This window comes from Flavobacterium limi (assembly GCF_010645075.1).
GTDB lineage: Bacteria > Bacteroidota > Bacteroidia > Flavobacteriales > Flavobacteriaceae > Flavobacterium > Flavobacterium limi.
The window spans coordinates 39548-64312 of record NZ_JAADZV010000006.1 but is presented as its reverse complement, the minus strand read 5'-3'; the positions used below and the strand labels follow the sequence as shown (position 1 = coordinate 64312).

At 34.1% G+C, this 24765-nt stretch carries 21 protein-coding genes and 1 tRNA gene; 15 read left to right on the top strand and 7 right to left on the bottom strand.

Annotated elements, in window-relative coordinates:
- Nucleotides 1-322 precede the first annotated feature (322 nt).
- From GXM16_RS13330 to GXM16_RS13305, 6 genes are all read left to right on the top strand, one after another.
- A complete protein-coding gene (locus GXM16_RS13330) occupies nt 323-709 on the top strand; it encodes a RidA family protein (protein ID WP_031454945.1) in 387 nt (128 codons plus the stop codon).
- Nucleotides 710-785: 76 nt separating this feature from the next.
- Entirely contained in the window at nt 786-2042 is a 1257-nt protein-coding gene (locus GXM16_RS13325) for a chloride channel protein (RefSeq protein WP_163394942.1), read from the top strand.
- 167 nt (nt 2043-2209) lie between these two features.
- Nucleotides 2210-3214 (top strand): DHH family phosphoesterase, encoded by a 1005-nt coding sequence (locus GXM16_RS13320; protein ID WP_163394941.1) that lies wholly within the window; start codon nt 2210-2212, stop codon nt 3212-3214.
- A 6-nt stretch (nt 3215-3220) separates the two neighbouring features.
- A complete protein-coding gene (gldI, locus tag GXM16_RS13315; protein WP_163394940.1) occupies nt 3221-3901 on the top strand; it encodes a gliding motility-associated peptidyl-prolyl isomerase GldI in 681 nt (226 codons plus the stop codon).
- Nucleotides 3902-3917: 16 nt separating this feature from the next.
- Nucleotides 3918-4994 carry a peptidylprolyl isomerase gene (locus tag GXM16_RS13310; protein WP_163394939.1) on the top strand — a complete coding sequence of 359 codons (1077 nt, stop codon included), beginning with the start codon at nt 3918-3920 and terminating at the stop codon, nt 4992-4994.
- Nucleotides 4995-5025: 31 nt separating this feature from the next.
- Nucleotides 5026-6165, top strand: a complete 1140-nt coding sequence (locus tag GXM16_RS13305) for a peptidylprolyl isomerase (protein ID WP_163394938.1) — start codon at nt 5026-5028, stop codon at nt 6163-6165.
- 93 nt (nt 6166-6258) lie between these two features.
- On the opposite strand, the gene GXM16_RS13300 is transcribed toward GXM16_RS13305, so the two are convergent.
- The gene (locus GXM16_RS13300; RefSeq protein ID WP_229684357.1) at nt 6259-6687 is read right to left on the bottom strand and encodes a PepSY-like domain-containing protein; all 429 of its coding nucleotides are present in this window, start codon (nt 6685-6687) and stop codon (nt 6259-6261) included.
- 306 nt (nt 6688-6993) lie between these two features.
- Between GXM16_RS13300 and GXM16_RS13295 the strand changes: the two genes are divergently transcribed.
- Nucleotides 6994-8316: an alginate export family protein gene (locus GXM16_RS13295; RefSeq protein WP_163394936.1), complete on the top strand. Its 1323-nt coding sequence runs from the start codon at nt 6994-6996 to the stop codon at nt 8314-8316.
- Between the two features lie 45 nt (nt 8317-8361).
- On the opposite strand, the gene GXM16_RS13290 is transcribed toward GXM16_RS13295, so the two are convergent.
- The 5 genes from GXM16_RS13290 to GXM16_RS13270 form a co-directional block, all read right to left on the bottom strand.
- On the bottom strand, nt 8362-9564 hold the full coding sequence (locus GXM16_RS13290; RefSeq protein WP_163394935.1) for an outer membrane protein assembly factor BamB family protein: 1203 nt from the start codon (nt 9562-9564) through the stop codon (nt 8362-8364).
- Between the two features lie 442 nt (nt 9565-10006).
- A complete protein-coding gene (locus GXM16_RS13285; protein ID WP_163394934.1) occupies nt 10007-10660 on the bottom strand; it encodes a response regulator transcription factor in 654 nt (217 codons plus the stop codon).
- A gap of 3 nt (nt 10661-10663) precedes the next feature.
- Nucleotides 10664-11437: a sensor histidine kinase gene (locus GXM16_RS13280; protein WP_163394933.1), complete on the bottom strand. Its 774-nt coding sequence runs from the start codon at nt 11435-11437 to the stop codon at nt 10664-10666.
- The gene (locus GXM16_RS13275; protein WP_163394932.1) at nt 11434-12072 is read right to left on the bottom strand and encodes a hypothetical protein; all 639 of its coding nucleotides are present in this window, start codon (nt 12070-12072) and stop codon (nt 11434-11436) included. Before GXM16_RS13275 ends, GXM16_RS13280 begins: the two co-directional genes overlap by 4 nt.
- 10 nt (nt 12073-12082) lie before the next feature.
- On the bottom strand, nt 12083-12727 hold the full coding sequence (locus GXM16_RS13270) for a hypothetical protein (RefSeq protein WP_163394931.1): 645 nt from the start codon (nt 12725-12727) through the stop codon (nt 12083-12085).
- Nucleotides 12728-12996: 269 nt separating this feature from the next.
- On the opposite strand from GXM16_RS13270, the gene GXM16_RS13265 reads away from it, so the two are divergent.
- The 5 genes from GXM16_RS13265 to GXM16_RS13245 all read left to right on the top strand — a co-directional run bounded on the left by GXM16_RS13265 (nt 12997) and on the right by GXM16_RS13245 (nt 17906).
- Nucleotides 12997-13809, top strand: coding sequence for a hypothetical protein (locus tag GXM16_RS13265; protein ID WP_163394930.1), 813 nt, complete (start codon nt 12997-12999; stop codon nt 13807-13809).
- 4 nt (nt 13810-13813) lie between these two features.
- Nucleotides 13814-15631: a hypothetical protein gene (locus tag GXM16_RS13260; RefSeq protein ID WP_163394929.1), complete on the top strand. Its 1818-nt coding sequence runs from the start codon at nt 13814-13816 to the stop codon at nt 15629-15631.
- A gap of 162 nt (nt 15632-15793) precedes the next feature.
- Nucleotides 15794-16906 (top strand): matrixin family metalloprotease, encoded by a 1113-nt coding sequence (locus GXM16_RS13255; RefSeq protein ID WP_163394928.1) that lies wholly within the window; start codon nt 15794-15796, stop codon nt 16904-16906.
- Between the two features lie 101 nt (nt 16907-17007).
- On the top strand, nt 17008-17433 hold the full coding sequence (locus GXM16_RS13250) for a hypothetical protein (RefSeq protein WP_163394927.1): 426 nt from the start codon (nt 17008-17010) through the stop codon (nt 17431-17433).
- Nucleotides 17430-17906, top strand: coding sequence for a hypothetical protein (locus tag GXM16_RS13245; RefSeq protein ID WP_163394926.1), 477 nt, complete (start codon nt 17430-17432; stop codon nt 17904-17906). The genes GXM16_RS13250 and GXM16_RS13245 overlap by 4 nt, the downstream gene beginning before the upstream one ends.
- A 71-nt stretch (nt 17907-17977) precedes the next feature.
- On the opposite strand, the gene GXM16_RS13240 is transcribed toward GXM16_RS13245, so the two are convergent.
- Nucleotides 17978-18052 (bottom strand) — tRNA-Val (locus GXM16_RS13240).
- Nucleotides 18053-18317: 265 nt separating this feature from the next.
- On the opposite strand from GXM16_RS13240, the gene GXM16_RS13235 reads away from it, so the two are divergent.
- The 3 genes from GXM16_RS13235 to GXM16_RS13225 all read left to right on the top strand — a co-directional run bounded on the left by GXM16_RS13235 (nt 18318) and on the right by GXM16_RS13225 (nt 24741).
- Nucleotides 18318-20108 carry an ABC transporter ATP-binding protein gene (locus GXM16_RS13235; RefSeq protein WP_163394925.1) on the top strand — a complete coding sequence of 597 codons (1791 nt, stop codon included), beginning with the start codon at nt 18318-18320 and terminating at the stop codon, nt 20106-20108.
- A 404-nt stretch (nt 20109-20512) separates the two neighbouring features.
- Complete coding sequence (locus tag GXM16_RS13230; RefSeq protein ID WP_163394924.1) at nt 20513-21571, top strand: efflux RND transporter periplasmic adaptor subunit; 1059 nt, start codon at nt 20513-20515, stop codon at nt 21569-21571.
- A 71-nt stretch (nt 21572-21642) separates the two neighbouring features.
- Nucleotides 21643-24741 (top strand): efflux RND transporter permease subunit, encoded by a 3099-nt coding sequence (locus tag GXM16_RS13225; protein WP_163394923.1) that lies wholly within the window; start codon nt 21643-21645, stop codon nt 24739-24741.
- Nucleotides 24742-24765: the final 24 nt, after the last annotated feature.

The window sequence follows — 24765 nt, the reverse complement described above, 5'->3', positions numbered from 1 at the left end:
TTATAACAATATATTAGGCTAATTTTTGGAAGCAAAAAACCTGCCATTTATTTGATGCTATTCAAATATCAATTATGAAGTGCATGAGGGATTGGAGCGATATCCTTTTATGGAGAGAAACGGAATAAAAGATTTAGCGGAAAGCCCGGCCCGCTTTTTTTTGCGGGACATGCCCAAATCATTCTAAATTATAACAAAAAGAAGTTATTTCTTGATAAAGGATTAGTATAGAATTAATGATATTGTAATTCTATTTTTTTAAATTGCAAGCCATTAATCTAACTACAAAATACTTTAAAGTATTTTGAAAAATTATAAAAAAATGAAAAGAGAAAACATCTTAACAGGATCACCGTGGGAAGACAAAATGGGATATTGTCGTGCCGTAAGAATTGGCAATATTATTGAGGTTTCGGGCACTGTGGCTATTGTTGATGGCGAAAAAGTAAAAGCCGATGATGCTTATGCACAAACTTACAATATTCTGGAACGCATTGAAAAAGTATTAGAAGATTTGAATGTTGGAATGAAAGATGTCATCAGAACACGAATTTTCACTACAGATATCTCTACTTTCGAAGATGTAGCAAAGGCACATGCAGTTTTTTTCAAGGATGTAAAGCCAACTACCGGTTTTTATGAAATCAGCAAACTTGTTGCTCCTGAATATTTAGTCGAAATTGAGTTTACCGCTGTAGTACAGGAATAATTTTTTTGCCACGAATTTCATCAGGAACTTTTAAAATTCGTTTTAATTGATGAAATTCGTGGCAAAACTTCTTTAAATGAATCTTCAAAAATTAAAAGAAATACTTCTGACAATTTTCAAATGGATTTTCATTTGTGTTTTAATTGGCTTCTTTTCAGGATCTGCATCAGCTTTTTTCTTAGTTTCACTGGAATTTGTTACACAATTTAGAATCCAACACCAGTGGATTATCTGGCTGTTACCTCTAGGCGGGCTATTAGTTGGATTCAGTTATTACTATTGGGGAGAATCTGTTGTAAAAGGCAATAACTTGCTATTAGAGGAATATGAAAATCCTCAGAAAGTAATTCCGCTTAAAATGGCTCCTTTAGTACTTTTAGGAACCTTACTTACCCACTTATTTGGCGGATCTGCAGGACGTGAAGGAACTGCTGTACAAATGGGCGGTGCTATCGCTGATCAATTCACAAAACTTTTCAAATTAGATAATTCCGAAAGAAAAATTCTGATTATTCTTGGAATCAGCGCAGGTTTTGCATCCGTTTTCGGAACTCCATTGGCAGGTGCTATCTTTGCGCTTGAAGTTTTATATTTCAGTAAAATCAATTTTAAAAGCATTGTTTTGTCATTTTTAGTGGCATATGTCGCTTATTTTACTGTTGAGTTTTGGCAGGTGAAACATACCCATTATAATATTCCGGTTGTTCCGGAATTCAATTTTTCTACCTTATTATACACAATTATCATTGGAATCCTATCTGGTTTGGCTGCTTTACTTTTTTCAAGAAATGCTCATTTTTGGAATTCTTTTTTTTCAAAAAATATAAAATTTCCACCATTAAGACCTTTTATTGGCGGAACCATTTTAGCCATTGCCTTTGCAGGTTTCGGACTCACAAAATTTTCTGGGTTAGGCGTTCCGGTAATTGTAGATTCTTTTTCAAATTCTAATCCATGGTATGACTTTTTGCTTAAAATTTTATTTACCGGATTTACTTTGGGTGCCGGCTTTAAAGGCGGCGAAGTAACACCTTTATTTTTTGTGGGCGCTACTTTAGGAAGTGCTTTATCTCTTATTATTCCGATGCCAATTGCACTTTTGGCTGGTCTGGGATTTGTAGCTGTATTTTCAGGCGCTACCCACACCCCCATTGCCTGCACTATCATGGGAATAGAATTATTTGGGATTCAGCCAGGAATTTTTATTGTGATTGCCTGTACAATAGCTTATTTCTCTTCGGGTCCTGTTGGGATTTATAAGTCTCAAATTGTAAAGGGCGCCAAATATAAATTGTATCAGAAATTACAAAGAAAAGAGCTGGAAAACCTTTGATTTTAAATTTCAGAATCTACAATATATTCAACACATCAATCATTATTGCAAAATAAGTCACTTCACGAAAACTTAAAACTCTTAACTAATCACTTTCAATCTATAAAAGTGTGTTAATCTCTAAAATGATTTCAGCATTACATTAAAAAAATGTAAATTCGCACACTATGAAAATACAAGATATTCAGGCAATACAGTTGTTGCTTGCTGCCCCAAAGAAAATTGTAATAATTCCGCACAGAGGACCAGATGGCGACGCTATGGGCTCTACGTTGGCACTATACCATTTTTTATTAAAAAACAATCATCAGCCAACTGTGATTGCTCCAAATGATTTTCCTGATTTTTTAGCCTGGCTTCCGGGTTCTGAAACTGTAAAAATATTTGAGAAAGACACTCAAAACTGCACCAGAATATTAGAAGAAGCTGAGTTGATTTTTACTCTTGATTTTAATGCTTTTCATCGTACAGGTGAAATGGAACATACTTTAGCCAGACTAACCGCTCCATTTATCATGATCGACCATCATGAAAAACCACATGATTATGCAGCTTATACGTATTCTGATACTTCTTTTGGTTCTACCTGCGAAATGATTTATAATTTCATTTTGTTTTTAAACAAAAAAGAAGACATAGATAAAACTATTGCAACCTGCATTTATACCGGAATATTAACTGATTCAGGTTCCTTTCGCTTTCCTAAAACAACAGGAAATACCCATCGTATAGTAGCAGAATTGATTGATTTCGGTGCAGATAATACAGAAATACCCGTTTTATTGTTTGATAATAGTTCATACAGCCGTCTACAACTGCTGGGACGAGCCTTGCAGAATATGAAAATTTTATCGGCATATAAAACTTCTTATACATCCCTAACTCAGGAGGAACTTGATTCCTTTAATTATGTAAAAGGCGATACAGAAGGAATAGTGAATTACGGACTAAGTATAAAAGATATTATTTTCACAGCTATTTTTATCGAAAACAAAGAAGAAAACATTATTAAAATATCCTTTCGTTCACAAGGCGGATTCGATGTAAATCAGTTTGCAAGAGATCATTTTAATGGTGGCGGACATATCAATGCTGCCGGAGGAAGATCAGAAGTTTCAATGGAAGAAACCCTGAAAAAGTTTGAAGATTTAGTAACTAAACTAAAAATATAACCCAATATGAACTACTTAAAACGAAGCATTTATACCTTGCTCTTTACTGTTTTATTTATTAGTTGTAAACATCACGAAGAAGCCAGAAGACCCATTTCTCAGGCTTCCGGTACTTTTATGAAGAAATCAGCCGACAGAAACAAAAAACTGGTTGCAAGTGAAGAGGATGTGATAAAAAAAATTATCAAAAACAATCCAAAAGTAAAATACTACGCCACCAGAAAAGGCTATTGGCTTTATTATGACGAAAAAAATCTAACCGATACACAAACCCCTAAAAAAGGAGATATAGCGTATTTCAATTTAGAGATAAAAGACATTGAAGGCAAAATCATCTATTCTGAAGCTGAACTTGGTCCACAAACGTATTATGTAGACAAACAAGATATCATGATGGGATTGAGAGACGGAATAAAGTTAATGCGTAAAAATGAAACCGTAACTTTCTTATTTCCATCCCATATTGCGTATGGATATCATGGAGACAACAAAAAAATCGGAACCAATCAATCGTTAATATGCACAGTTACTTTACGCAATTTCGTTCCGGATCCTACAGCCACAGGAGCGCCAGCTGCTGACTCTACAAAACAAACTACAGCCGGACAAACGGCAACGAAACAAACTCCAAAACCTACAGCAGCAAAACCAGTGGTTGTAGCTAAAAAAGATACAATAAACCCATAAAAACAACATTTTAAAAATGAAAAAGAGTATTTTACTATTACTATTAGCCGTTACTTCATTTTACTCCTGTAAAAACGAGCATAGCAATTTACCTGATGGTTTATATGCTGATATTGAAACCAACAAAGGACATATTATAGTTGCATTAGATTATAAAAAAGCACCTGTAACTGTTGCTAATTTTGTAACCTTAGCAGAAGGAAAGAATGAATTTGTAACTAAAGATTACCTGAAAAAAAAGCCTTTTTTCGACGGATTGAAATTTCACAGGGTTATTGAAAATTTCATGATTCAGACCGGAGATCCGGAAGGAACAGGCTCTGGAGATACCGGATATAAATTTAAAGATGAATTCTCAGATCTAAAATTTGACAAACCAGGTGTTCTGGCAATGGCAAATAATGGTCCGGGGACAAACAGCAGCCAATTCTTCATTACACATGTAGAAACTCCATGGTTAAACGATAAGCATACTATTTTTGGACATGTTGTTGAAGCAAAAGATCAGGAAGTAGTGAACAAAATACTTCAGGATGATACTGTTGTTGCTGTAACTATTATCAGAAATGGTGAAGAGGCTAAAAAGTTCGATGCCGTAAAAGTATTTCATGATTATTTTTCAGAGATCGCAAAAGAGCAAAGTAAATATGCCGGTGTTCAGAAAGAAAAAGCAGCTTCTTTGACTGCCTTAAAAGGAAAAGCTACAAAAACAAATAGTGGTTTGCAATATGTAATTACTGAAAAGGGATCAGGTAAAAAACCCACAACAGGTAAACAGGTATACATTAGCTACTCAGGTTTCCTAGAAGACGGAACTTTATTTGATTCAAGCTCTGCGGATATCTCAAAAACATTTGGAAAGTTTATTCAGGCAAAAGCGGATGCAAATCAGTATCAGGCAATTCCTTTTACAGCAGGGAGCAAACAAGGCTTAATTCCCGGATTTATTGAAGGGGTTGAAAAGCTTTCTTTTGGTGATAAGGCCGTACTTTTTATTCCATCTCATTTAGCTTATGGAGAAACCGGAGCTGGTGGAGTTATTCCTCCAAACGCTAACATTATTTTCGAAATTCAATTATTAGAAAAGCCATAATACATTTTAAAAACACATAATTTGAAATATAATGAAATATAAATTTTTATTTCTTTTTTGCCTGGCAATACTTAATATTCAAGCGCAAACTACTAAAAAACCTGCAGCGAAACCAAAAGCCACAACAACAAAACCAGCGTCAAAAACAACAGCTAAGACAAATAATCCTGCTGAAGGTATTTTTGCTACTATTTCAACTACAAAAGGCGATATTGTTTTGACTTTAGAATATGTAAAAGCACCTGTAACGGTTGCAAATTTTATTTCTTTAGCTGAAGGTAAAAATCCAAATGTTAAAGTAGAAAAACTGAAAGGCAAACCATTTTATGACGGATTAAAATTTCACAGAGTAATCAATGACTTTATGATTCAGGGTGGTGATCCCGATGGAAATGGCTCGGGTGGACCAGGGTATTCTTTCAAAGACGAATTCGTAAAAGAACTAATATTTGACAAAGGCGGTATTTTAGCAATGGCTAATTCAGGCCCTGCTACAAATGGAAGTCAGTTTTTTATCACACACAAAGAAACTCCGTGGTTAAACGGAAAACATACTATTTTTGGCCATGTGGTTTCAGGAATGGACAATGTAAACAAAATTGTTCAGGATGATATCATGACAAAAATTACTATTACCCGAAAAGGTGCTGCTGCTAAAAAATTTGATGCATTAAAAGTTATCTCTGACGATGCTAAAAAAGAGGAAGCAAAAAAATCTGAAGCTCAAAAAGTAGTTAAAGACAAAGCGGCTTATTTTGCAGCCACCAAAGCAAAAGCTACCACAACTGCGTCTGGGTTGAAATATGTGATTACACAAAAAGGAACTGGCACAAAAGGTGCCGAAGGATCTACTATTTATTTTCACTATGCAGGATATTTTGAAGACGGAAACCTTTTTGACAGTAGTATGGCTAATGTTGAAAAAGCTTACGGAAAATACAATCCTAACAGAGATGCACAGGGAGGTTATAAATCTTTTCCTTTCACTGTAGGAAAAAAAGACGGAATGATTCCAGGATTTATTGAAGCGCTTGATATGATGACAGACGGAGATAAAGCAATCTTTTTCCTTCCTTCAAATTTAGCTTATGGAGAAAAAGGTGCCGGAGGAGTAATTCCACCAAATGCAACTTTGATTTTTGAGATTGAAACCTCTGCCAAGCAGCAATAAAAATTTTCGATATAATTTATAAAACAAAACTCCATTATTTCTAATGGAGTTTTGTTTTTTTATACCATTCAGAAAAATTGTAAAATTGATATGTTACTTTTTTTCTCCTCTAATAAATTTACCTTCCTTCGTAAATTCAAGATCAATTTTGTTCGTTAAATCTACATCAAGGTCTTTGTGCCCATAATCGATATGGGTAATTTTTTCATTTGGATAATGTTTTGACACATATTCTTTTATATTTATCGGAATAAATTCAGTCGGGATAGGTTTATCTCCCCCATCAACTTCCCGATAAGCACCGTCTTTCCAGAATTCTACTTCAGTGCCGTCTTTCAGTTTTACTTCGTATCCTTTTTCTCCATGCTCAGCATCTTTTTTGACAGTTTCTACTGTTGTATTACTGAAATACTTTTTTAAAAATTCCTGTGCCGGCTTTGGTAATTCAGTAAGTTCAATTTTCTTCTGAGCGTTCGTCGATATTACAAAACCAAGTAATAATGCGACTGTTATTATTTTCATTTTCATAATTATTGTATTAAAGTTTTCATATTCACTAATTTACAATAAGTAAAAACACATTCAAACCAATTTAAGAAACCTTTAGTTTTTTTTATAAATCATACGGAATTAAAATCAAGGGGAGATTGATTCTCTTTTCCACGAATATTATGCAACCTCTTCCTGCTTGAATTTTAAACTGATAATTTTCCTGACAAAGAAATATGTTTAAAAAATTTAAGTCAACTGTAAATCTTAAATTGTGCTAATCGGATAATTTTAGTATCATTGCAATTCTATATTAATTCTATAGAGTAAATAAATATTATGCTAAAAAACGTTTTCAAAATATTCTTTATACTATTTATTTTAGCCATATTTAGAAGTCAGGCACAAGAAAAAGACAGCTTAGCCCGGCAGTTTTTAATGAATATCGAAATAAGACCAAGAGCAGAATGCACATCAAACTACACCCTCCCTCCTAATACCACAGTCGATCCTTATTTTTACATCACACAGCGAAACAGAATTTTGATGCAGTATGAAAAGGAAAAATGGCTCATCAGATCTGATGTGCAGGAAATCCATTTTTGGGATAAGCAAAATGAAGCATCAAAAGTTGGAAGTGTCAATTTTTACCAGTTATTTTTGGAGACTAAATTTAAATCTGTCAATGTCCGATTAGGAAGACAAAGCATTTTATTAGACAATGGCAGATTGTTCTCTGACGCTCCCTGGGCACAGCAAGGAAGGGCACACGAAGGAATACGGGTTATGAAATACTCTGAACGTTTCTCTAATGATTTTTTCTTTTTGTTTACCCGAAACTACAACACTGAATTTGAACCGGCTTATTCTCCAGTAGCCGCAAACCGATACAAATACATGCTGGTAAATAGTTTCAGTTATAATTCGAAAAGAGCATTTTCTTTTAATTCTGTAAGTGCTGTGGATTTTTTAGAAAGTGCAGGTTCAGAATATCTCTATACCCGTGCCACGACAGGCGGACGAATTGATTTTAAAACCAAACAATGGAATTACACACTTAATAGCTATCTGCAATTTGGACGAAATCCAAAAGGGAACCAATTATTTGCTTACTATATTCAGCCGGAAATTAAATTATCCCTTCAAAAATCGAATTGGCGACTGGGGGCTGAAATTATTAGTGGAAGTAATTCACAATTAGCACCTGGCAATTCCGGTGATTTTGATGTATTGTATGGTGTGACCTGGAAATTCAACGGAAACATGAATATCTTTACACGTTTCCCAACAGATGTCGGCGGGAAAGGTTTAATTAATCCTTATCTGTTTACCACGATTCCTTTACATCCAAAGTTATCAGTTCGAACAGATTTTCATCTTTTCTATACGCAATTCCATCTAAAAAACGAACTGGATGAGAATGTGGAAAAGTTCCTGGGATTTGAAAATGACATTTCATTAAAATACATTCCTGTCAAAGCATTGGAAATTAATTATGCGTTTTCTTTTTATCAGTCAACAAATTCTATGAAATACCTTCCGAAAATACACGACGAAAATAAGACGGCTTTTTGGAGTTATTTAATGATTTCTTATTCTTTCAATGCTGTAAATCTCAAACGTCACAAAAATCAATCAGTCTTATTAAATCAAGCTAATTAATGGAATTCTCAAAAAAATAAAGCTGTCTCCTGGACAGCTTTGTTGTTATCGTATCAATTTCACATATGCGCTGTAGGCGTCGTCTTTAATAGAAGTCCGCAGGTAAACTTCGTTTTCGTCTTTTGTTTTAAATTCAAACTGAATTAAGGCCGCATCAGAAAAATAAAACAATGATTCATCATCACTGGCAAATTCAAAATTTGAAATTGGTCTGGTGGTTAATTTAACTTCTGATGCTATTTCGCCATTTGTTAAGTCTATCTGAAAAAGTTTTCCTTTACGTGTATATCCCCAAATGTTATCACTTTCTTCAATCATGTACGCGATATTGTCCTCTTTAAAATCCGTTTTCCATAGCTGAGTACCTGTTTTTGAATCCACAGCGTATATAGAAGAAACTTCCGGGCCTTGTGCTGCAAAATATACTTTTTTGTCTTTACCAACTATATGTTCCCTTACATTATTTTGATTTTCATCGAATTTAAATTCCCACAAAACATCTAATTTATCAGGGCTTAAAGCATAAACTGCATTTTTTTCATTGGCTATAAATATAGTTTCTCCATCAGTTGCAGGCTTTCCGGAAATGCCCCAGTCAAAACTTTTCTGGCTCAAAAGCTTTCCTGTATTTGCATCAAAACTATAGACATTTGATCCGCTTTGGGTAAAAACTTTGTTGTCAAAAAACAGAACCGGCATATCGTTATTTGTAGCATCCAATTTGTAGCTCCATGCTAAACTTCCATCTTTTACATTTAGAGCATAAATGCTATTATTTGGACTTTGAGCTGTTATAAAAAGCTTCCCATTATTTATGACCGGAGTTTGATGTTTTAGTACAATTTGATCTGTACTATTGCCAAACCTAGATTTCCAAAAAATTTCACCGGTTTGATTATCAATCGCGAAAATTTCGCCGTTAATAAAAGGAACATACAAAACCCCATCGAGAAGTGTTACTCCGTTTGCACACATTTCGGTAAAAGAATCTGTAGCTTTTACAGTCCATGCAATTGTTTCAGATTCTAAATCGAATGTAAAAAGGGTGCCATCATAATCATAAATCAGAATTAAAGCTTCATCTAACGGAATCTTTTTTACCTGTCTTATCGTCTTGTTAGTAAAAACATCAGCAGCTGAAACTATATTTGCGGGATCAACAGTTTCAGTAGGCTTTGAAGTAGCCGGAACTTGTCCAAATACATTTATAGCAGTAAATACAAGTAGAAGACTTATTAGATTTTTCATTTTTAAGATTTGGGTTTATAATTTGTTTTTTTAACAATAAACTTGCCAAACAAAACCATAACTATGCCAAATATAGTAAAAAACTATTATAGCGATTTTTTAAGTGTTTACAAGTTTTGTCGATAGTTTAAACAAAAATAGGCTGAATAAAACCAGTATGGTTTCAGGAAAATGCAATCCGTAAAAAAATTCCTTCAATTTCTTAAGGAATTCCTTGTTAGGCTCTCTGGGTTTGCAATCGAACACTTAATACCAGTTGTGACGTTTTTTGAGAACTTAAATGAGTTTTTTTTTGCTTAATCTGGCTTACGTTAACAGTCTTAATACAAACATCAAATCTCTATTATATTTCTAAAGAACGAAACCCGGTAAAATTTTAACGGAATAATTTATTAATGGACAGGAGAAACAAGGTAATTATTTTTAATAAAAGTTGTCACGATTATAAAAAAGGTTCCGTTAACCGGTATTTAAAAGAAAATAACACAAGTCCTACTTTTGATTTGATATTGAATTTTTCAAATAAAGCAGCCCTGTAAACTTCTATGGATTTTATTGACAGATTCATAATTTCGGCCATTTGTTCATAGGTTAATTCCCTTTCATCACAAACCAATCTCAAAAAATCGAATTCACGCTGCGTTAAAACAATATTTTCATTTTTTTTGTCATTGTTATCATAATTGCGCACGCGCTTAAGAATTTCAGAAACGTTGTTATACCCTATTTTAATAATGTTATCAATGGCAAATTTCAAATCGTGAGCTGTACAGTTTTTATGTAGAAACCCTCTGGCACCATGATGATAAGCAGCATCGATTATTTGTTCGTCAAGATGCTGAGTCAACAATAACACTTTGAACTCTTCTTCTTTTTCTTCCAGTGCCTGCAATACTTCAATACCGTTCATGTGAGGCATGGAGTAATCCAGAATGTAGATATGTGGAGATGGATTTATGGGTAATGCCTGCAGGAAATCATCACCATTATCAAACTCTTGTATTACTTTGTAGTTACCCATTTTATACAGCAATTCTTTTAAACCTTGTCTCACAATAGAGTGATCATCAATTATACAAATAGTAGTCTGTTCCATACTTTAGATTCTTTTATTTTCAGAAAGGGTAATTTTAGTTCCAGATCCTATTTGGCTTTCTACAGCTAAAATATAGTCTATGCTATTGGCTCTGTTAATCATGTTTAGCAATCCTAAAGACAATTTGCTTTTTTTATCTGTAAAATCAAATCCTTTACCATTATCTGCAATCATCATTTTAAAATCAGGGCTGGTTGTTATCGAAATACTCATTTTAGACGCTTTGGCGTGCTTAAAAATATTATTGATACATTCCTGAAAGATACGGTAGATGATTATCTTTTCATTATCATCAAATTTCTTAATCTCGATTTCTTCAAAAGAGTATATAATGTCAATTTTGGTGTTTTTTTGCAATCGCTTTATTTCAGCAGCTATAGCTTTTATCACATCTTGCTGCAATAACAATTGACCATTTAAGGCATGACTAATACTTCTTATTGATTTTGATAAATTAGTAACGGATTGTGACAATGGTTCTAATGTTTTTTGCAGCTCAGGAGAATCCAGTTTAATGTTTTCTATCTGAAAATTAATATAGGTCAATTGCTGTCCGGCATCATCATGAAGATCCTGAGAAATATTATTGAGTACCTGCTCCTGCGTTTCAATTACAGTTTGAGTAATTCCTTTTTGAAAATCGAGATCTTTCTGATGCAGAAGTTCTGTGTATTTTTTTATCTTATTAAAATAAAGACGAATCAGAATAACACAAAAAAATAGTATTAAACCAATAAAAATAAAGGCTATTATTATTCCTATTACGACTTGATTCATTTGTAATTATTTTTTTCTCTGTAGATATAAATATTAATTAAAGTATAATAGGCGATACAAACTATGTTAACAATGAAGACATATAATGTAACCTGACCAAATAAAAGTATTTTTGTAACTCCCAGAGGTTTGAATCCCAGTAATAATCCCATACCAAAAAAGAAATAAACAGGTGCAAACAAAAGCAGATAATTATTTGATAAAAAGTACATTAAATTCTCTTCTTTTAACTGCTTACAACTTTCATAAATGAAAAGTGAGACATATAAAAGAGCACCAAAAACAAAGGTGTAGTAATTATATTCGTCTGTTATTTCTATAACTATAAAATTGATAACAGAAAAAAGAATAAAAATGGACAGTATAATATTTGATATTTTTTTTCTGTTTAAGGTTTCTTTAAAAGCCAGCATCCAACAAACATCATGGAAAATAATACTGATATTAAACGGTATCCGAATTGGCAAATTATTATACACAAGAATAGAATTTATCAATTCCGTAAAAAAAACCACAAAAAGAATATACAGTAAATAGCGGTGCATTTTAATTTTCCAGCGAAGATTCCATAAAGCAAAAAGCAGCGTTATTAAAACGCATGCTTTTATCGGATTTATGATATCTAATATATTCAATCGTGTTTATTTACAAGGGTATGTTAGGAATTGGAACGCTATGAGGGTCCGTGGAATAATCATAATATGGGTTTGCATTGATTCTATTTCCTTCACCCGGGTTTCCATTTACCTGAATAACAACTACTGACTGTATATTTTTAGGTTTTTCCTCAAGCGTAGCAAAACTAAATTGAAATTCCGAATTATCATCTTTAGCATATTTTTTTGCAAGACTTTTTATTAATGCTGTGGAAAAATAATATCCTTCAACTCCATATTTCTCTGCCATTATCAGTTTATCAATTTTTCCATCATTAGATTTATCAGCTATCACATTTAGATAGGCATCGTATCCATGAGAGCCTATTATTTTTTTAAGTTCCCCCCAGCTGATTACATATTTTTCTTTTTGATTACTTACAGTACCTTTTGCTCTATGATCTTGCAGTACTGCTTCTTCTAGTGTGCATTCACAAACACTATCACCGTGCTGCCTTAACCATTCTGCTTTCTCTTCAATATCTGCTGACTTATAATAGCCCTCTAAAGTTAAACAATAAGATAAAGGTGCTTGTTTATCTACATTATTTTCAGTAGCTGAACTCACTATTTCTCTTTTTTTACACGCCACAATGGTTAAAACAGTCATTAAAATTAGGGTACATTTTTTCATAATTAAAGTTATTTAAGGGGTTAATAATTTATACTTCAAATTTTACAATTACCCAATTTCATATAGTTGGGTAAAACCCTATTTTATTAGATTTTTACCCTATCAATTAACATATCGGCTAAAATAGCGATTTTCCTCCAAAATAATTCACATCCAACTAAAATACAATCCATTAGGCATAAAACTATATCCATTTTAGGTGTTTACCTAAGCAGCGAAATTACAGGCTGAAGTAGTTTTGAAATGAAATTAACCTAAACAAATAAATTATGAAAACTACAGAAAACAACCAACAAGACAATCAGGAAACTGATTCATTAGTAATTGCAAAAAGCAATACATCAGAATCACAAAAATTTATCTTAGCTGTTATAATTCTAATAGTTTATCTCATTTTTATTGCTTTTATGCTTTATAATTCAGGTGTGACGCAAGAAACAAACTGGAACAGAATGCTGTACTTATTCTCTGGAATCGAAGCCATTGTTTTTGCTGCATTAGGCTATGTTTTTGGAAAAGACATACACAGGATACGAGCAGAAAAAGCAGAGGAAAATGCAGATCAGGCAAAAAAGGAAACCGATAAAGCCAAAAAAGAAGCTGACAATGCTAAAAAAACAGCAGAGGAAGAAAAAATTAAAGGTGTAAAGCTAAGCACTGCTATTCTTTCCCGAAATACAGCAACAACTGAGGATTTCTCTGAAAACTTAAGAGGAGCTTTCGTTACTGGTAGTGCAATCCAAAATAATGCAGGAGACGATTATCTGGTTAGTCTTGCCAGAAGTCTATATACATCTGATAGCTTTACAACCGTAAGTTTTGATTATGAAATTAGTCCTGCTGATAAAATTAACTCGATAACAATAAACGGAAAAACCAAATCATCGTCAACAGGATCTTGCAGCGGGGTTCCGTTGTATGATAATATTTTTTCTATTGATGTTGAAAAGGAGAGTGAATTTGTTGAATGGACTTTTAAAATTTCCAGAATTATAGATTCAAATGGCAAAAAAAGAAAGCAAAGTGGCGGCCAATTGGTAAGCGACAGGGATAGTGCATATGTTCAACTTGAAAACTTATAATATTATGAAAACACATATATTACTTATTTTTTCTGTGCTTTTTTATGGCAGCTTGTATGCCCAGGTTTTAGGGCAGGATAAGGAGGGCTTTAGTTCTATTGTACAGCCTTCCGCTTCTTTTAATTTAGATTTCACAGATAAGGTCGTAACTCTGAATTTTTATCAGGAGCATTTCAAAAAAGAGGATCCAAATGCTATTCAGATTCCTTACAATAGTGATGAATTGAACCGTTTAAAAAGTGAAAACATAGAGCAATACAAGTCAATGTTAATAGATTCCTGGAAAACACAAGAATCAATTTTTAAAAAACGTGGATTTATTTATGGTGTTGATTTAAAAGGAAGGTCTTCTGATGGTCTAACACAACTGATTAGCAATGAACAATTACTTACTAGTTCTTCCATTTCCGGATTAATTGGTTTAAGATGGCACAAAAGATCATATATTGAAGGTAAAAAACTGGATGAATATGTAACCAAAAGTTACAATTACACAGGTCAAAACTCAAAGAAAGAACTAGATCTCATTGCTGATATAGAAAAAGTCATAAACCATTTATTAGAAGCAAAAATTATAGACAAAGGCAAGAAAGACGATTTACTACATTTTATGGGCATGAAATCTAAAGAAGATAAAATAGAGAGTCTTAATAACAAAATCTCTTCCATAAAAACACAGAGCGGCTTTATGGATCAGGCTAAAGAAATATATGCTATTGAAGAACGAATTGAAACCTTAAAAAAAATGTTAGCTCAGATTCCGGTTATACAAGCCGCTATCACTAAATATAATGCTACAGTAAATATAAACGACATTTTAAATCAACAAAATAAAGTTGATTCTAAAGAATTACGTACAAATATTGACCTTTTTGATGCTTACTTAAAAAGTGAACATATTAAACCTTTAAATCTGAAAATCGAATATGAAGATTTTAAAGATTTAGAATCTGCTGCAACATGGGCAAATGCTAAAACCACAATCGAGGATGCACTTAAAGCTAGTATGTATAATTTATCTGAATTATCTGAAATTAAAGAAAAAGGAAGAACTTATTCAAAAGAGTCTATTATGAAGGCGTATGAAGCATATAAATCTTTTTTAGAAAATAATAACACGGATATGTTTGCAGACTTACAAATTGCTAAAGGAAACACATATACTATTCAGAGAAATTTAATGTATTTTAAAGCCGGATTTTTAGGCAGTTCATTTAAATATGATTTAGCAAACAGCAGTACCGCAATTGCAGATCGCTTTGAAAGTAAAAATTTTCAGGGATACAGGCTTGAATTAGGATACACAAGACAGTTTAAGCGCTATAATTTTCTTGGGCTCAATCTGGCCATGAACAGGACTTCTAATGCAGATGATTTAACAAGCACAACTTATAAATTTGAAACAACAGATACTTCTGTAACACCCAACATCACGACAGGAACCGAGTTCAAAGCATTGTCCGGACCTTTTGATACCTTTTTCAAATATGGGCTTAGTTTTGATTATGCACGGTTAATTCCTTTTCATGACAGCAATGCCTCTGCCGAAGAAATAAAAAAAAGTAAGCTATTGCTAAGCATCAATCCCTACGTAAGACATAATTTTTACAGCAATTCTGAAACTTTAAAACCTAATACCTCTATAGGACTCGGTTTGTATTCCTTTAATAAAGAAAACGGTTCTATTGCCGGTGGTCTATTTATTCAGGCAGATGATTTATTTAACAAAAACAGAGAGGAAGCGATTAATTTCACCAAACAGATTTCTATTGGAATTGTTTTTAAAGTAGCAATCAAAAGCTTCAATCCGGTAGATAAATAATTTAAGATACAATTTATAATAGATAAAAAATAATCTGAATAAATCAAAATAAAATTGGGGTAAGTCGAAAAACCAAAGAAGTGTAGGTAATTTATTTTTGTATTGATTTATCTCAGTAATTTTTACAGGAATGTGACAACTAATTTAGTAATTAAAATAAAAATGGAAACAAATAAAAAAACTATAACAGAATCAGCTTTTGATTTAAATACATCAACATTTTTACCAGCTGAAGAATATAGACATGTTTACAACAGTAAAGTAATCTGCGTTACAGATTCTAAAGGTTATCCTGAGCCGGATAATAGCAGCCCGAATAAAATAAGGGTAGGTACTGGAGATGGATTTATTCCCCTGTGGGATTTAGGAGTAATCCTGAACTGGCGATTCAGTAAATCATTTGATAGTTATTTTAAAAATCCGGAGGCTGCAAAAAATGGTGTCAGAGATCTTTTTCTGCACGCAGCATTAGGGTGGAAGGATGCATGTCCTGTTAAATTTCATGAAGTGAAAGACGGCTGGGATTTTGAAATAAAAATGCACACAGAAGATTGTGATCAATCAGGCTGTGTATTGGCATCAGCATTTTTTCCCGGAGCAGGCCAAAACACATTCTACATATATCCAACCATGTTCAAACAATCTTATCAGGAACAGATAGAAACGATTCAACACGAAATGGGACACATTTTTGGGCTACGACATTTTTTCGCCAACATTAGTGAAACGAGATGGAAAAGCGAATTATTTGGAACAGATACTCCTTTCTCTATTATGAATTACGGTGACAAAAGTAAGTTAGAAAACAGCGACATTGAAGATTTAAAAAAATTATATCAATTAGTATGGAGTAATGAATTAACGGAAATTAACGGAACTCCTATAAAGAAATTCGTCTCATATCACATGAGTAAAAGCGGAATAACCGGTACTTCGCAACTTAACGACTTAAATCTTGTACAAATAAATACTGAACAATCCTCAGATGGATCTATAAACCATTTAAGAGCAGATAATTATTATGTAGATCAGTTTTCATGCGTAATGCATGGGTATAGTTATTACAGACTTACAAATATGCATGGAACCAGTGTAATTACGGGATGCGTCACAAAAAGCTGGTTGTATGAAGGAAGACAGGTTTTAGAGCATGTTCCCTTTACTTTAGAACCTGGAGCCTGGAAAACATTTGGATGTTTTTTTGTAACACCCAGCCAGCCTGTAACCTTTAAAATTTGCTCCTTTTATGGTAACGTACAAAAATGTAAATGCTAAACCAGTAATAATAAAAAAACGTATTCTTATTTTATGATTTAAAATGGAAACCAGAAATAGATAATCTCCCATAAAAAATTAAAAACATTAATCAAACAATTATGAAACATAAAAATTTAAATGTAGTTGCTCAGTATGAAGCCGCTATATATACTACCGATGTACTTAAGATTGAGTTCATTTTGAACGAAGTTATTCATAATCCTGATACAGCCATTCTTGTCGAACCCGGCAAAAATGAATATTATGTTTTTTATACAGGTACAGCTTCGATTCCAAAAAAAAGTACTCATTTTAAAAGTTTTAAAATGAAAAATACCCACACTAAAAATATGGATCTTCCTGAGGATTCAGTATCTATTAGAGGTCGTTGGACTTCAGAAATAGTTAATATTCAGCGTGGTAATTTATTTTTTACAGACATCTGCAATGCAATAAATAAAATACGGGATAAAAATAGTATCAGTATAGCTGTCGATCAGGAAGAAGATGTGAACCGCAAACTATATTTTTATTATAAAACATGAAAAACTTAAGCTTTATTCTATACTTTCTAATCTTATTCCAATCAAAAGCTATAAGTCAAAATAATGTGCATGGACCTTCTGTGAAGTTTGGATACAGCAGACTGGAAAAGTATTCTCTTGGAGTCGGATATAATTTTTTAAAATTCAAAGACGATTGGGGCTGGTCAAGACCAGCTCATAATTACTACTTCGAGTATATCCCTGAATATGAATCATTTGGCTTGTCAGCAAACCTACAATACACTTTACTATTTGTAGAAGCGGGAATAGAAGCGGGTTTCCGTTCAAAAAATGAAAATAATGATTCTTATTTTTTATTTTACCCTCATATCGGTTTTGATTTGATTAATGTGGATTTATCATTTGGCCCAGAATTATTAACATATAAATCACATGGAAATAATATCAGTTTTAAAGTAACTCTTAAAATTCATCCCAAGCTATTTAATCAGAAAACTAACAAATTAAAATAGGATTCATCCTTTTAAACACTAATCTTAGACCAAAAAAAAACTCCATTATTTCTAATGGAGTTTTAAATCTGTGGGCGATGAGGGGTTCGAACCCCCGACCCCCTCGGTGTAAACGAGGTGCTCTGAACCAGCTGAGCTAATCGCCCTATTTTACCAGGCTGCTATCATTTTGTGATTGCGAGTGCAAATATACACCTAGAATTTGGATTTGCAAGCCTTTTTGGTAAAAAATATAAAAGAAAATTTCTAATTCCTTTTAGAAAGCTATTTTTCAGCTTCTTAAAAACAAATAAAAAAGGGTATTTTCTTAGCGTTTAGTTAAAAAATAAAATCCTGAAACCTAATTTTAATTATTCCTTTTGTATTCACTCGCTATAGTCATACATTTGCATACCTTAATTGTATATTAAAATGGCAAGATATCAGGAAAATGATTTACCGAAAGCTAAATTAGACTCTAACTCCCTTCAAAAAGCAATCCGAATTTTTAAATATGCTAAAAACCACAAATGGAAATTCTTCCTGGGTTTAGTTTTTTTACTCTTAACCAGTGCCACTGCCCTCGCCTTTCCTAAATTAATGGGAATGCTGGTAGACTGCGTTACCAATAAAGACCTTGACAAAGCAAACGAAATAGCAATCGCTCTTATGGGAATTCTATTTTTACAAGCCATCTTCTCTTTTTTCAGAATTTCACTTTTCGTAAATTTTACGGAAAATTCATTGTCGAACATTCGTTTTGCCTTGTATGAGAATTTGATTAAACTTCCAATGTCGTTTTATTCCCAAAAGCGTGTTGGTGAACTGAACAGCCGAATCAGTGCTGATATTTCGCAGTTGCAGGATACATTTACGACAACAATCGCCGAGTTTTTACGTCAGTTTATTTTAATTGTTGGAGGGTTCATTATTTTAGGAAATATTAGTCCAAAATTAACTTTGATGATGCTTGCTATCGTTCCGGTTGTCGCCGTTGCTGCTGTTATCTTTGGAAGATTTATTCGTAAATACGGAAAAAAAACGCAGGATAAAGTAGCCGAAAGTCAGGTAATTGTCGAAGAAACGCTACAGGGAATCAGCAATGTAAAAGCCTTTGCCAACGAATGGTACGAAATTCAGCGTTATAAAAACAAAATCAAAGAAATTGTAAAAATCGCAATCAAAGGCGGTCAGTACAGAGGTTATTTCGCTTCCTTCATTATTTTATGCCTTTTCGGATGTGTGGTAGCTGTTGTATGGTATGGAATCACTTTAACGATAAAAGGTGAGGTTGAAGGTGTTGGTGATTTGATTTCGTTTGTACTTTACACCACTTTTATTGGTGCTTCTTTTGGAGGAATAGCCGAAATGTACGCTCAGATTCAAAAAGCAGTCGGAGCTACAGAACGTGTTTTTGAATTACTGGAAGAAGCTCCGGAAGCCATCAATGCAAATCCGAAAGCTTCAGCTATAGAAAAAATAAAAGGAAATGTAGCTTTCAGAAATGTGGCTTTCAGTTATCCTTCAAGAAAAGAGGTTCAGGTACTTAAAGATGTCAATTTCAATGCCGATTTTGGTCAGAAGATTGCACTCGTTGGTCCGAGTGGTGCCGGAAAATCGACAATTTCTTCGTTATTATTGCGCTTTTACGAAATTACTTCAGGAGAAATTCTTGTTGATGGAAAAAGCATTTACGATTACGATCTGGAAAACCTTCGCGGCAATATGAGTATTGTTCCTCAGGATGTGATTTTATTTGGCGGAACCATCAGGGAAAATATAGCCTACGGAAAACCTGATGCTTCAGATGAAGAAATAATGCTGGCTGCGAAACAGGCAAATGCATTGAATTTTGTGGAAAGTTTCCCGGAAAAATTTGAAACGCTGGTTGGGGAACGTGGCGTAAAACTATCCGGAGGGCAACGCCAAAGAATTGCTATTGCAAGAGCGTTATTAAAAAATCCGAGTATTTTAATTCTGGATGAAGCTACATCTTCTTTAGACAGCGAAAGCGAAAAACTGGTTCAGGAAGCCTTAGAAGTTTTAATGGAAGGAAGAACAAGCATTATCATTGCACACCGTCTTTCGACCATTAGAAATGCTGATAAAATTTTAGTTCTGGATAACGGAAAAATCACCGAAGAAGGAACACATCAGGAATTGATAAACCTTGAAAACGGTATTTATAAAAACCTGAGCAACTTGCAATTTAGCAATTCATAACAAGTTTTGAAGATCAATATTTTAAATGCAATAAGACGAAACGTTTTATTGCATTTTTTTTTGCAGTTATACAAAGCAAATATCATAATAATTGAAAAGCTGTCAAGAAAACAAAATCTCTTTTAACCTCAAAAGCACTAGCCCTGATCGCAACGGCATCCTGTTGTTGCGGGGTTCGCAGCAACAGATATAGTGGAGAGCAGGATTAGCTCCCGAAAATTATTTTCAAAAAAAGCATATTTCAATTAAACCTTTTTTTCAAACAGCTGTCTAAGCTTGTCAGGCTTAAAAACAGTTGTACATACAAGTGTTAAATAACTATTAAGTCCTTTTGTATTCGCACCAAAAAACTAATTTTGTGCAGTTACTAATTCAATACCTAAAACATATTTTACCTTAATTTTATGAAAGTAAAACACCTAATTTACGCCCTTATCATTATAGTTCTCGGAGGATTTATCACATACCGTGTGATATCCAACAAAAAGAAAAACGAAGAATCTAAAAAATTCGGCGATAAGGACAGACCTACAAGTGTAAGCGGAATTGTAATTAAAACTTCGACTTTTGACAATAATTTATCGTTATCAGGATCTATTGAAGCCAATGAACAGGTAGAGATTCACAGTGAAATTTCGGGAATTGTGGAAGGGATTTACTTTAGCGAAGGAAGTCAGGTAAAAAAAGGCCAGGTGCTTTTTAAGGTTAATGATATTGAATTAAGAGCTCAGCTGAGACAGGCTCAGACAAAAGAAGGGCTGGCCGGCGAAAATCAAAGAAGAGCTAAACTATTATTGCAAAAAGAAGCCATAAGTCAGGAAGAATTTGATGTCGCCAACGCAGATTACGCTTCCGCGAAAGCGCAGACTCAGTTAATAAACGCCCAGATTGCCAAAACTTCTGTAAAAGCACCTTTTTCAGGAAAAATTGGTTTACGATCTATCTCACCGGGAACTTATATTACACCAACCATTTTGGTGGCTAAACTCGTAAATACAGGTAAATTAAAAATTACTTTCTCCATTCCTGAGAAATATGCTGCTCAGGTAAGCTCAGGTTCTGTTATCGACTTTTCTGTTTCAGGATCTGACAAAACCTATAAGGCAAAAATTTACGCTATCGAACCGGAAGTAGAAGTGGCAACACGCACTTTAAAAATCCGTGCCATTGCAGAAAACACCGACGGAAAGCTTTTCCCGGGAACTTTTGCTGATGTAAAATTACCTTTGAACATCATTAAAGATGCAATCACGGTGCCTTCGGAAGCTATTGTTCCGATACAGGACGGCAAAAAAGTGTACATAGCCAATATGGGTAAAGCAAAAGAGATTAAGGTAGAAGCAGCTACCAGAACTGATACTTCTGTTTTAATTTTATCAGGATTAAAAGCAGGTGACACTTTGATAACAAGTGGCGTGATGTCTTTAAAAGATGATGCTCCTATAAAAGTTAAAGTAAAATAAGTCTTAAAGTATAAAGTCTTAAAGTCTAAAGTTTTGAAATTTAATTTTAGAGACTTAAAATCATAAACAAAATGAGTTTATCAACTACAAGTATAAAGAGACCTGTTTTAACCATTGTACTGAATCTTTTAATTATTTTATTCGGTTTTATTGGTTATACCTTTTTGGGTGTCCGTGAATTCCCTTCGATCGATCCTGCGCAGGTTTCCATCCGCACCAATTATACAGGAGCTAATTCGGATATTATTGAATCACAAATTACAGAGCCTCTTGAAAAAGCTGTAAATGCTATCGACGGAATCCGAAATATTACGTCATCCAGTAATCAGGGAAGCAGTAATATTACTATCGAATTTAATTTAGATAAAAACCTTGAAGAAGCGGCAAATGATGTTCGTGACAAGGTTTCTCAGGCTGTTCGGAATTTGCCGCAGGATATTGATGCGCCGCCTGTTGTATCAAAAGCAGACGCAGACAGCGAATCTATTATCTCTATGACGCTTCAGAGTGATACCAGAAACTCATTAGAATTAAGTGATTATGCCGAAAATGTGATTTCGCAGCGTTTAGAAACTATTCCGGGGGTAAGTGGTGTTCAGATTTGGGGACAAAAGCGTTACGCCATGCGTTTATGGATTGATCCTGTAAAACTGACTGCCTACAAATGTACCGTTGCTGATGTTCGTAATGCTTTAAATGCACAAAATGTTGAGTTACCTTCAGGAAAACTAACAGGAAACAATACTGAGCTTACTGTAAAAACAATTGGAAATCTTTCTAAACCGGAAGAATTCAACAACATCATCATTCGCACAGAGGGTGACAAAATTATCCGTTTTAGCGATGTAGGAGGCGCTGAATTAGGGCCAGAAAATATCGAGACACAATTAACATCTTCCGGACTTCCAATGATTGGTCTGGCTATTGTTCCAATGCCGGGAGCCAATTATTTAGATATCTCATCCGAATTTTATAAAAAATACGAAGCCCTGAAAAAGGACTTACCTAAAGATATCAAACTTAATATTGCACTGGATAATACACAGTTTGTAAAGAAATCGGTACTGGAAGTTGCCGAGACTTTAGGGATTTCCATCATACTGGTAATCATCATTATTTACCTGTTTTTCAGAGACTGGGCAATCGCTTTCAGACCTTTAATTGATATTCCGGTATCGTTGATTGCTACATTTTTCATTATGTGGATGCTTGGTTTTTCTATAAATGTATTAACCCTTCTTGCTATTGTTTTGGCTACAGGACTAGTTGTAGATGACGGGATTGTGGTTACCGAAAATATCTTTAAAAAAGTCGAAGAAGGAATGTCTCCTATTGAAGCAGCAATTAAAGGTTCTAACGAAATTTTCTACGCTGTAATTTCGATATCTGTAACACTGGCCGCCGTATTTTTACCGGTAATTTTTCTGGAAGGTTTCGTAGGTCGTCTTTTTAGGGAATTTGGGGTTGTCATCGGCTCGGCAGTATTGATTTCTGCTTTTGTATCCCTGACTTTAACGCCAATGCTGAATGCTTATCTGATGAAAGGCGGCGAACAGAAAAAATCCAAATTCTATATTAAGACCGAGCCATTCTTCGAAAAAATGAACAGCACTTACGCCGAAAGTCTTTCTAAATTTATGGATCGAAAATGGATCAGTTTCCCGATTCTGATTGCCTGTTTTGGAATCATTTATCTCTTTTTTACCATACTTCCAAAAGAAACAGCCCCCTTAGATGACCGTAGTTCTGTCGTTATGCGTATGACAACACCTGAAGGATCTTCTTATGAATATACCGATCGTTTTATGCAGGAGATTTCAAAACTGGTAGACGATTCTATTCCGGAGAAAAAAGTCAGTCTGGTAATTACTTCTCCTGGATTTGGTTCTTCATCAGTAAACAGTGGTTTTATCAGGCTTTCACTAAAAGAACCGGATCAGAGAGAACGTTCACAAAAAGATATCGCCGACAAATTAACGAAATGGACCAAGCAATACCCTGACGCTAAAACATCTGTAATTCAGCAGCCTACTATTGCGGTTAACAGACGTGGTGGATTGCCGATCCAATACATTGTTCAGGCGCCAACTTTTGAAAAACTAAGAGAAAAAATTCCGGTTTTCATGGAAGAAGTGGGTAAAAGCGATGTTTTCTCCATTAGCGATGTGAATTTAAAATTCAACAAACCTGAAATCAACGTAAGTATCGATCGTGAAAAAGCAGAAAGTTTAGGGATTTCTATAATGGATATTGCGCAGACTTTACAGCTTTCTTTAAGTGGGCAGCGCTTTGGATATTTTATTAAAAACGGAAAACAATATCAGGTTATTGGTCAGTTTGATCAGGAAGACCGTTCGAAACCTCTTGATTTAACCTCTATCTTTGTAAAAAACAAAAACGGGGAACTTATTCAGATGGATAACGTTGTGAAAATTGAAGAGCAGAGTAATCCGCCTCAATTGTACCATAACAACCGATACATGTCGGCAACGGTTTCTGCTGGTCTGGCGCCCGGAAAAAGTATCAGCGATGGTATTGAAGAAATGGACCGGATTAAAGCAAAAGTTTTGGACCAGAGTTTCACTACTGATTTAAGTGGAGAATCACGTGATTTTGTTGAAAGTAGTTCCAATACCTCATTCGCATTTGGTTTAGCATTGTTGTTGATTTTCCTCATTTTGGCTGCTCAGTTTGAAAGTTTTATAGATCCGTTAATTATCATTTTAACTGTACCAATGGCAGTTGCGGGAGCTTTATTCTCGCTATGGCTGTTTAATCAAAGCTGGAATATTTTCAGCCAGATTGGAACAGTAATGCTTATTGGGCTGGTAACTAAAAATGGTATTTTAATTGTAGAATTTGCCAATCAGCTGCGTGAGCAGGGGAAACCAAAATTAGAAGCGATTCTTGAAGCTTCAGAAGCACGTTTGCGTCCTATTTTAATGACGAGTTTAGCTATTGCATTAGGAGCTTTACCAATCGCAATGTCACTGGGAGCAGCCTCTACCAGCCGAATCGGTATGGGAGTTGTAATTGTCGGAGGAACGATTTTCTCTTTGGCATTAACCCTTTTTGTGATTCCGGCTATTTATCTGATGTGGTCAAAAGCCAGAAAACATTATCCGGAATTTGATCATATTGACGAATATGAAAAAGAAAGTATAAAATAGCGTTGAAAATCATGAATTTAAATT

Bases quoted from the DNA above. Each gene is read 5' to 3' on its own strand.
- GXM16_RS13330 (WP_031454945.1), top strand. From the start codon at position 323: ATGAAAAGAGAAAACATCTTAACAGGATCACCGTGGGAAGACAAAATG.
- GXM16_RS13325 (WP_163394942.1), top strand. From the start codon at position 786: ATGAATCTTCAAAAATTAAAAGAAATACTTCTGACAATTTTCAAATGG.
- GXM16_RS13320 (WP_163394941.1), top strand. From the start codon at position 2,210: ATGAAAATACAAGATATTCAGGCAATACAGTTGTTGCTTGCTGCCCCA.
- gldI (WP_163394940.1), top strand. From the start codon at position 3,221: ATGAACTACTTAAAACGAAGCATTTATACCTTGCTCTTTACTGTTTTA.
- GXM16_RS13310 (WP_163394939.1), top strand. From the start codon at position 3,918: ATGAAAAAGAGTATTTTACTATTACTATTAGCCGTTACTTCATTTTAC.
- GXM16_RS13305 (WP_163394938.1), top strand. From the start codon at position 5,026: ATGAAATATAAATTTTTATTTCTTTTTTGCCTGGCAATACTTAATATT.
- GXM16_RS13300 (WP_229684357.1), bottom strand. From the start codon at position 6,687: ATGAAAATAATAACAGTCGCATTATTACTTGGTTTTGTAATATCGACG.
- GXM16_RS13295 (WP_163394936.1), top strand. From the start codon at position 6,994: ATGCTAAAAAACGTTTTCAAAATATTCTTTATACTATTTATTTTAGCC.
- GXM16_RS13290 (WP_163394935.1), bottom strand. From the start codon at position 9,564: ATGAAAAATCTAATAAGTCTTCTACTTGTATTTACTGCTATAAATGTA.
- GXM16_RS13285 (WP_163394934.1), bottom strand. From the start codon at position 10,660: ATGGAACAGACTACTATTTGTATAATTGATGATCACTCTATTGTGAGA.
- GXM16_RS13280 (WP_163394933.1), bottom strand. From the start codon at position 11,437: ATGAATCAAGTCGTAATAGGAATAATAATAGCCTTTATTTTTATTGGT.
- GXM16_RS13270 (WP_163394931.1), bottom strand. From the start codon at position 12,727: ATGAAAAAATGTACCCTAATTTTAATGACTGTTTTAACCATTGTGGCG.
- GXM16_RS13265 (WP_163394930.1), top strand. From the start codon at position 12,997: ATGAAAACTACAGAAAACAACCAACAAGACAATCAGGAAACTGATTCA.
- GXM16_RS13260 (WP_163394929.1), top strand. From the start codon at position 13,814: ATGAAAACACATATATTACTTATTTTTTCTGTGCTTTTTTATGGCAGC.
- GXM16_RS13255 (WP_163394928.1), top strand. From the start codon at position 15,794: ATGGAAACAAATAAAAAAACTATAACAGAATCAGCTTTTGATTTAAAT.
- GXM16_RS13250 (WP_163394927.1), top strand. From the start codon at position 17,008: ATGAAACATAAAAATTTAAATGTAGTTGCTCAGTATGAAGCCGCTATA.
- GXM16_RS13245 (WP_163394926.1), top strand. From the start codon at position 17,430: ATGAAAAACTTAAGCTTTATTCTATACTTTCTAATCTTATTCCAATCA.
- GXM16_RS13235 (WP_163394925.1), top strand. From the start codon at position 18,318: ATGGCAAGATATCAGGAAAATGATTTACCGAAAGCTAAATTAGACTCT.
- GXM16_RS13230 (WP_163394924.1), top strand. From the start codon at position 20,513: ATGAAAGTAAAACACCTAATTTACGCCCTTATCATTATAGTTCTCGGA.
- GXM16_RS13225 (WP_163394923.1), top strand. From the start codon at position 21,643: ATGAGTTTATCAACTACAAGTATAAAGAGACCTGTTTTAACCATTGTA.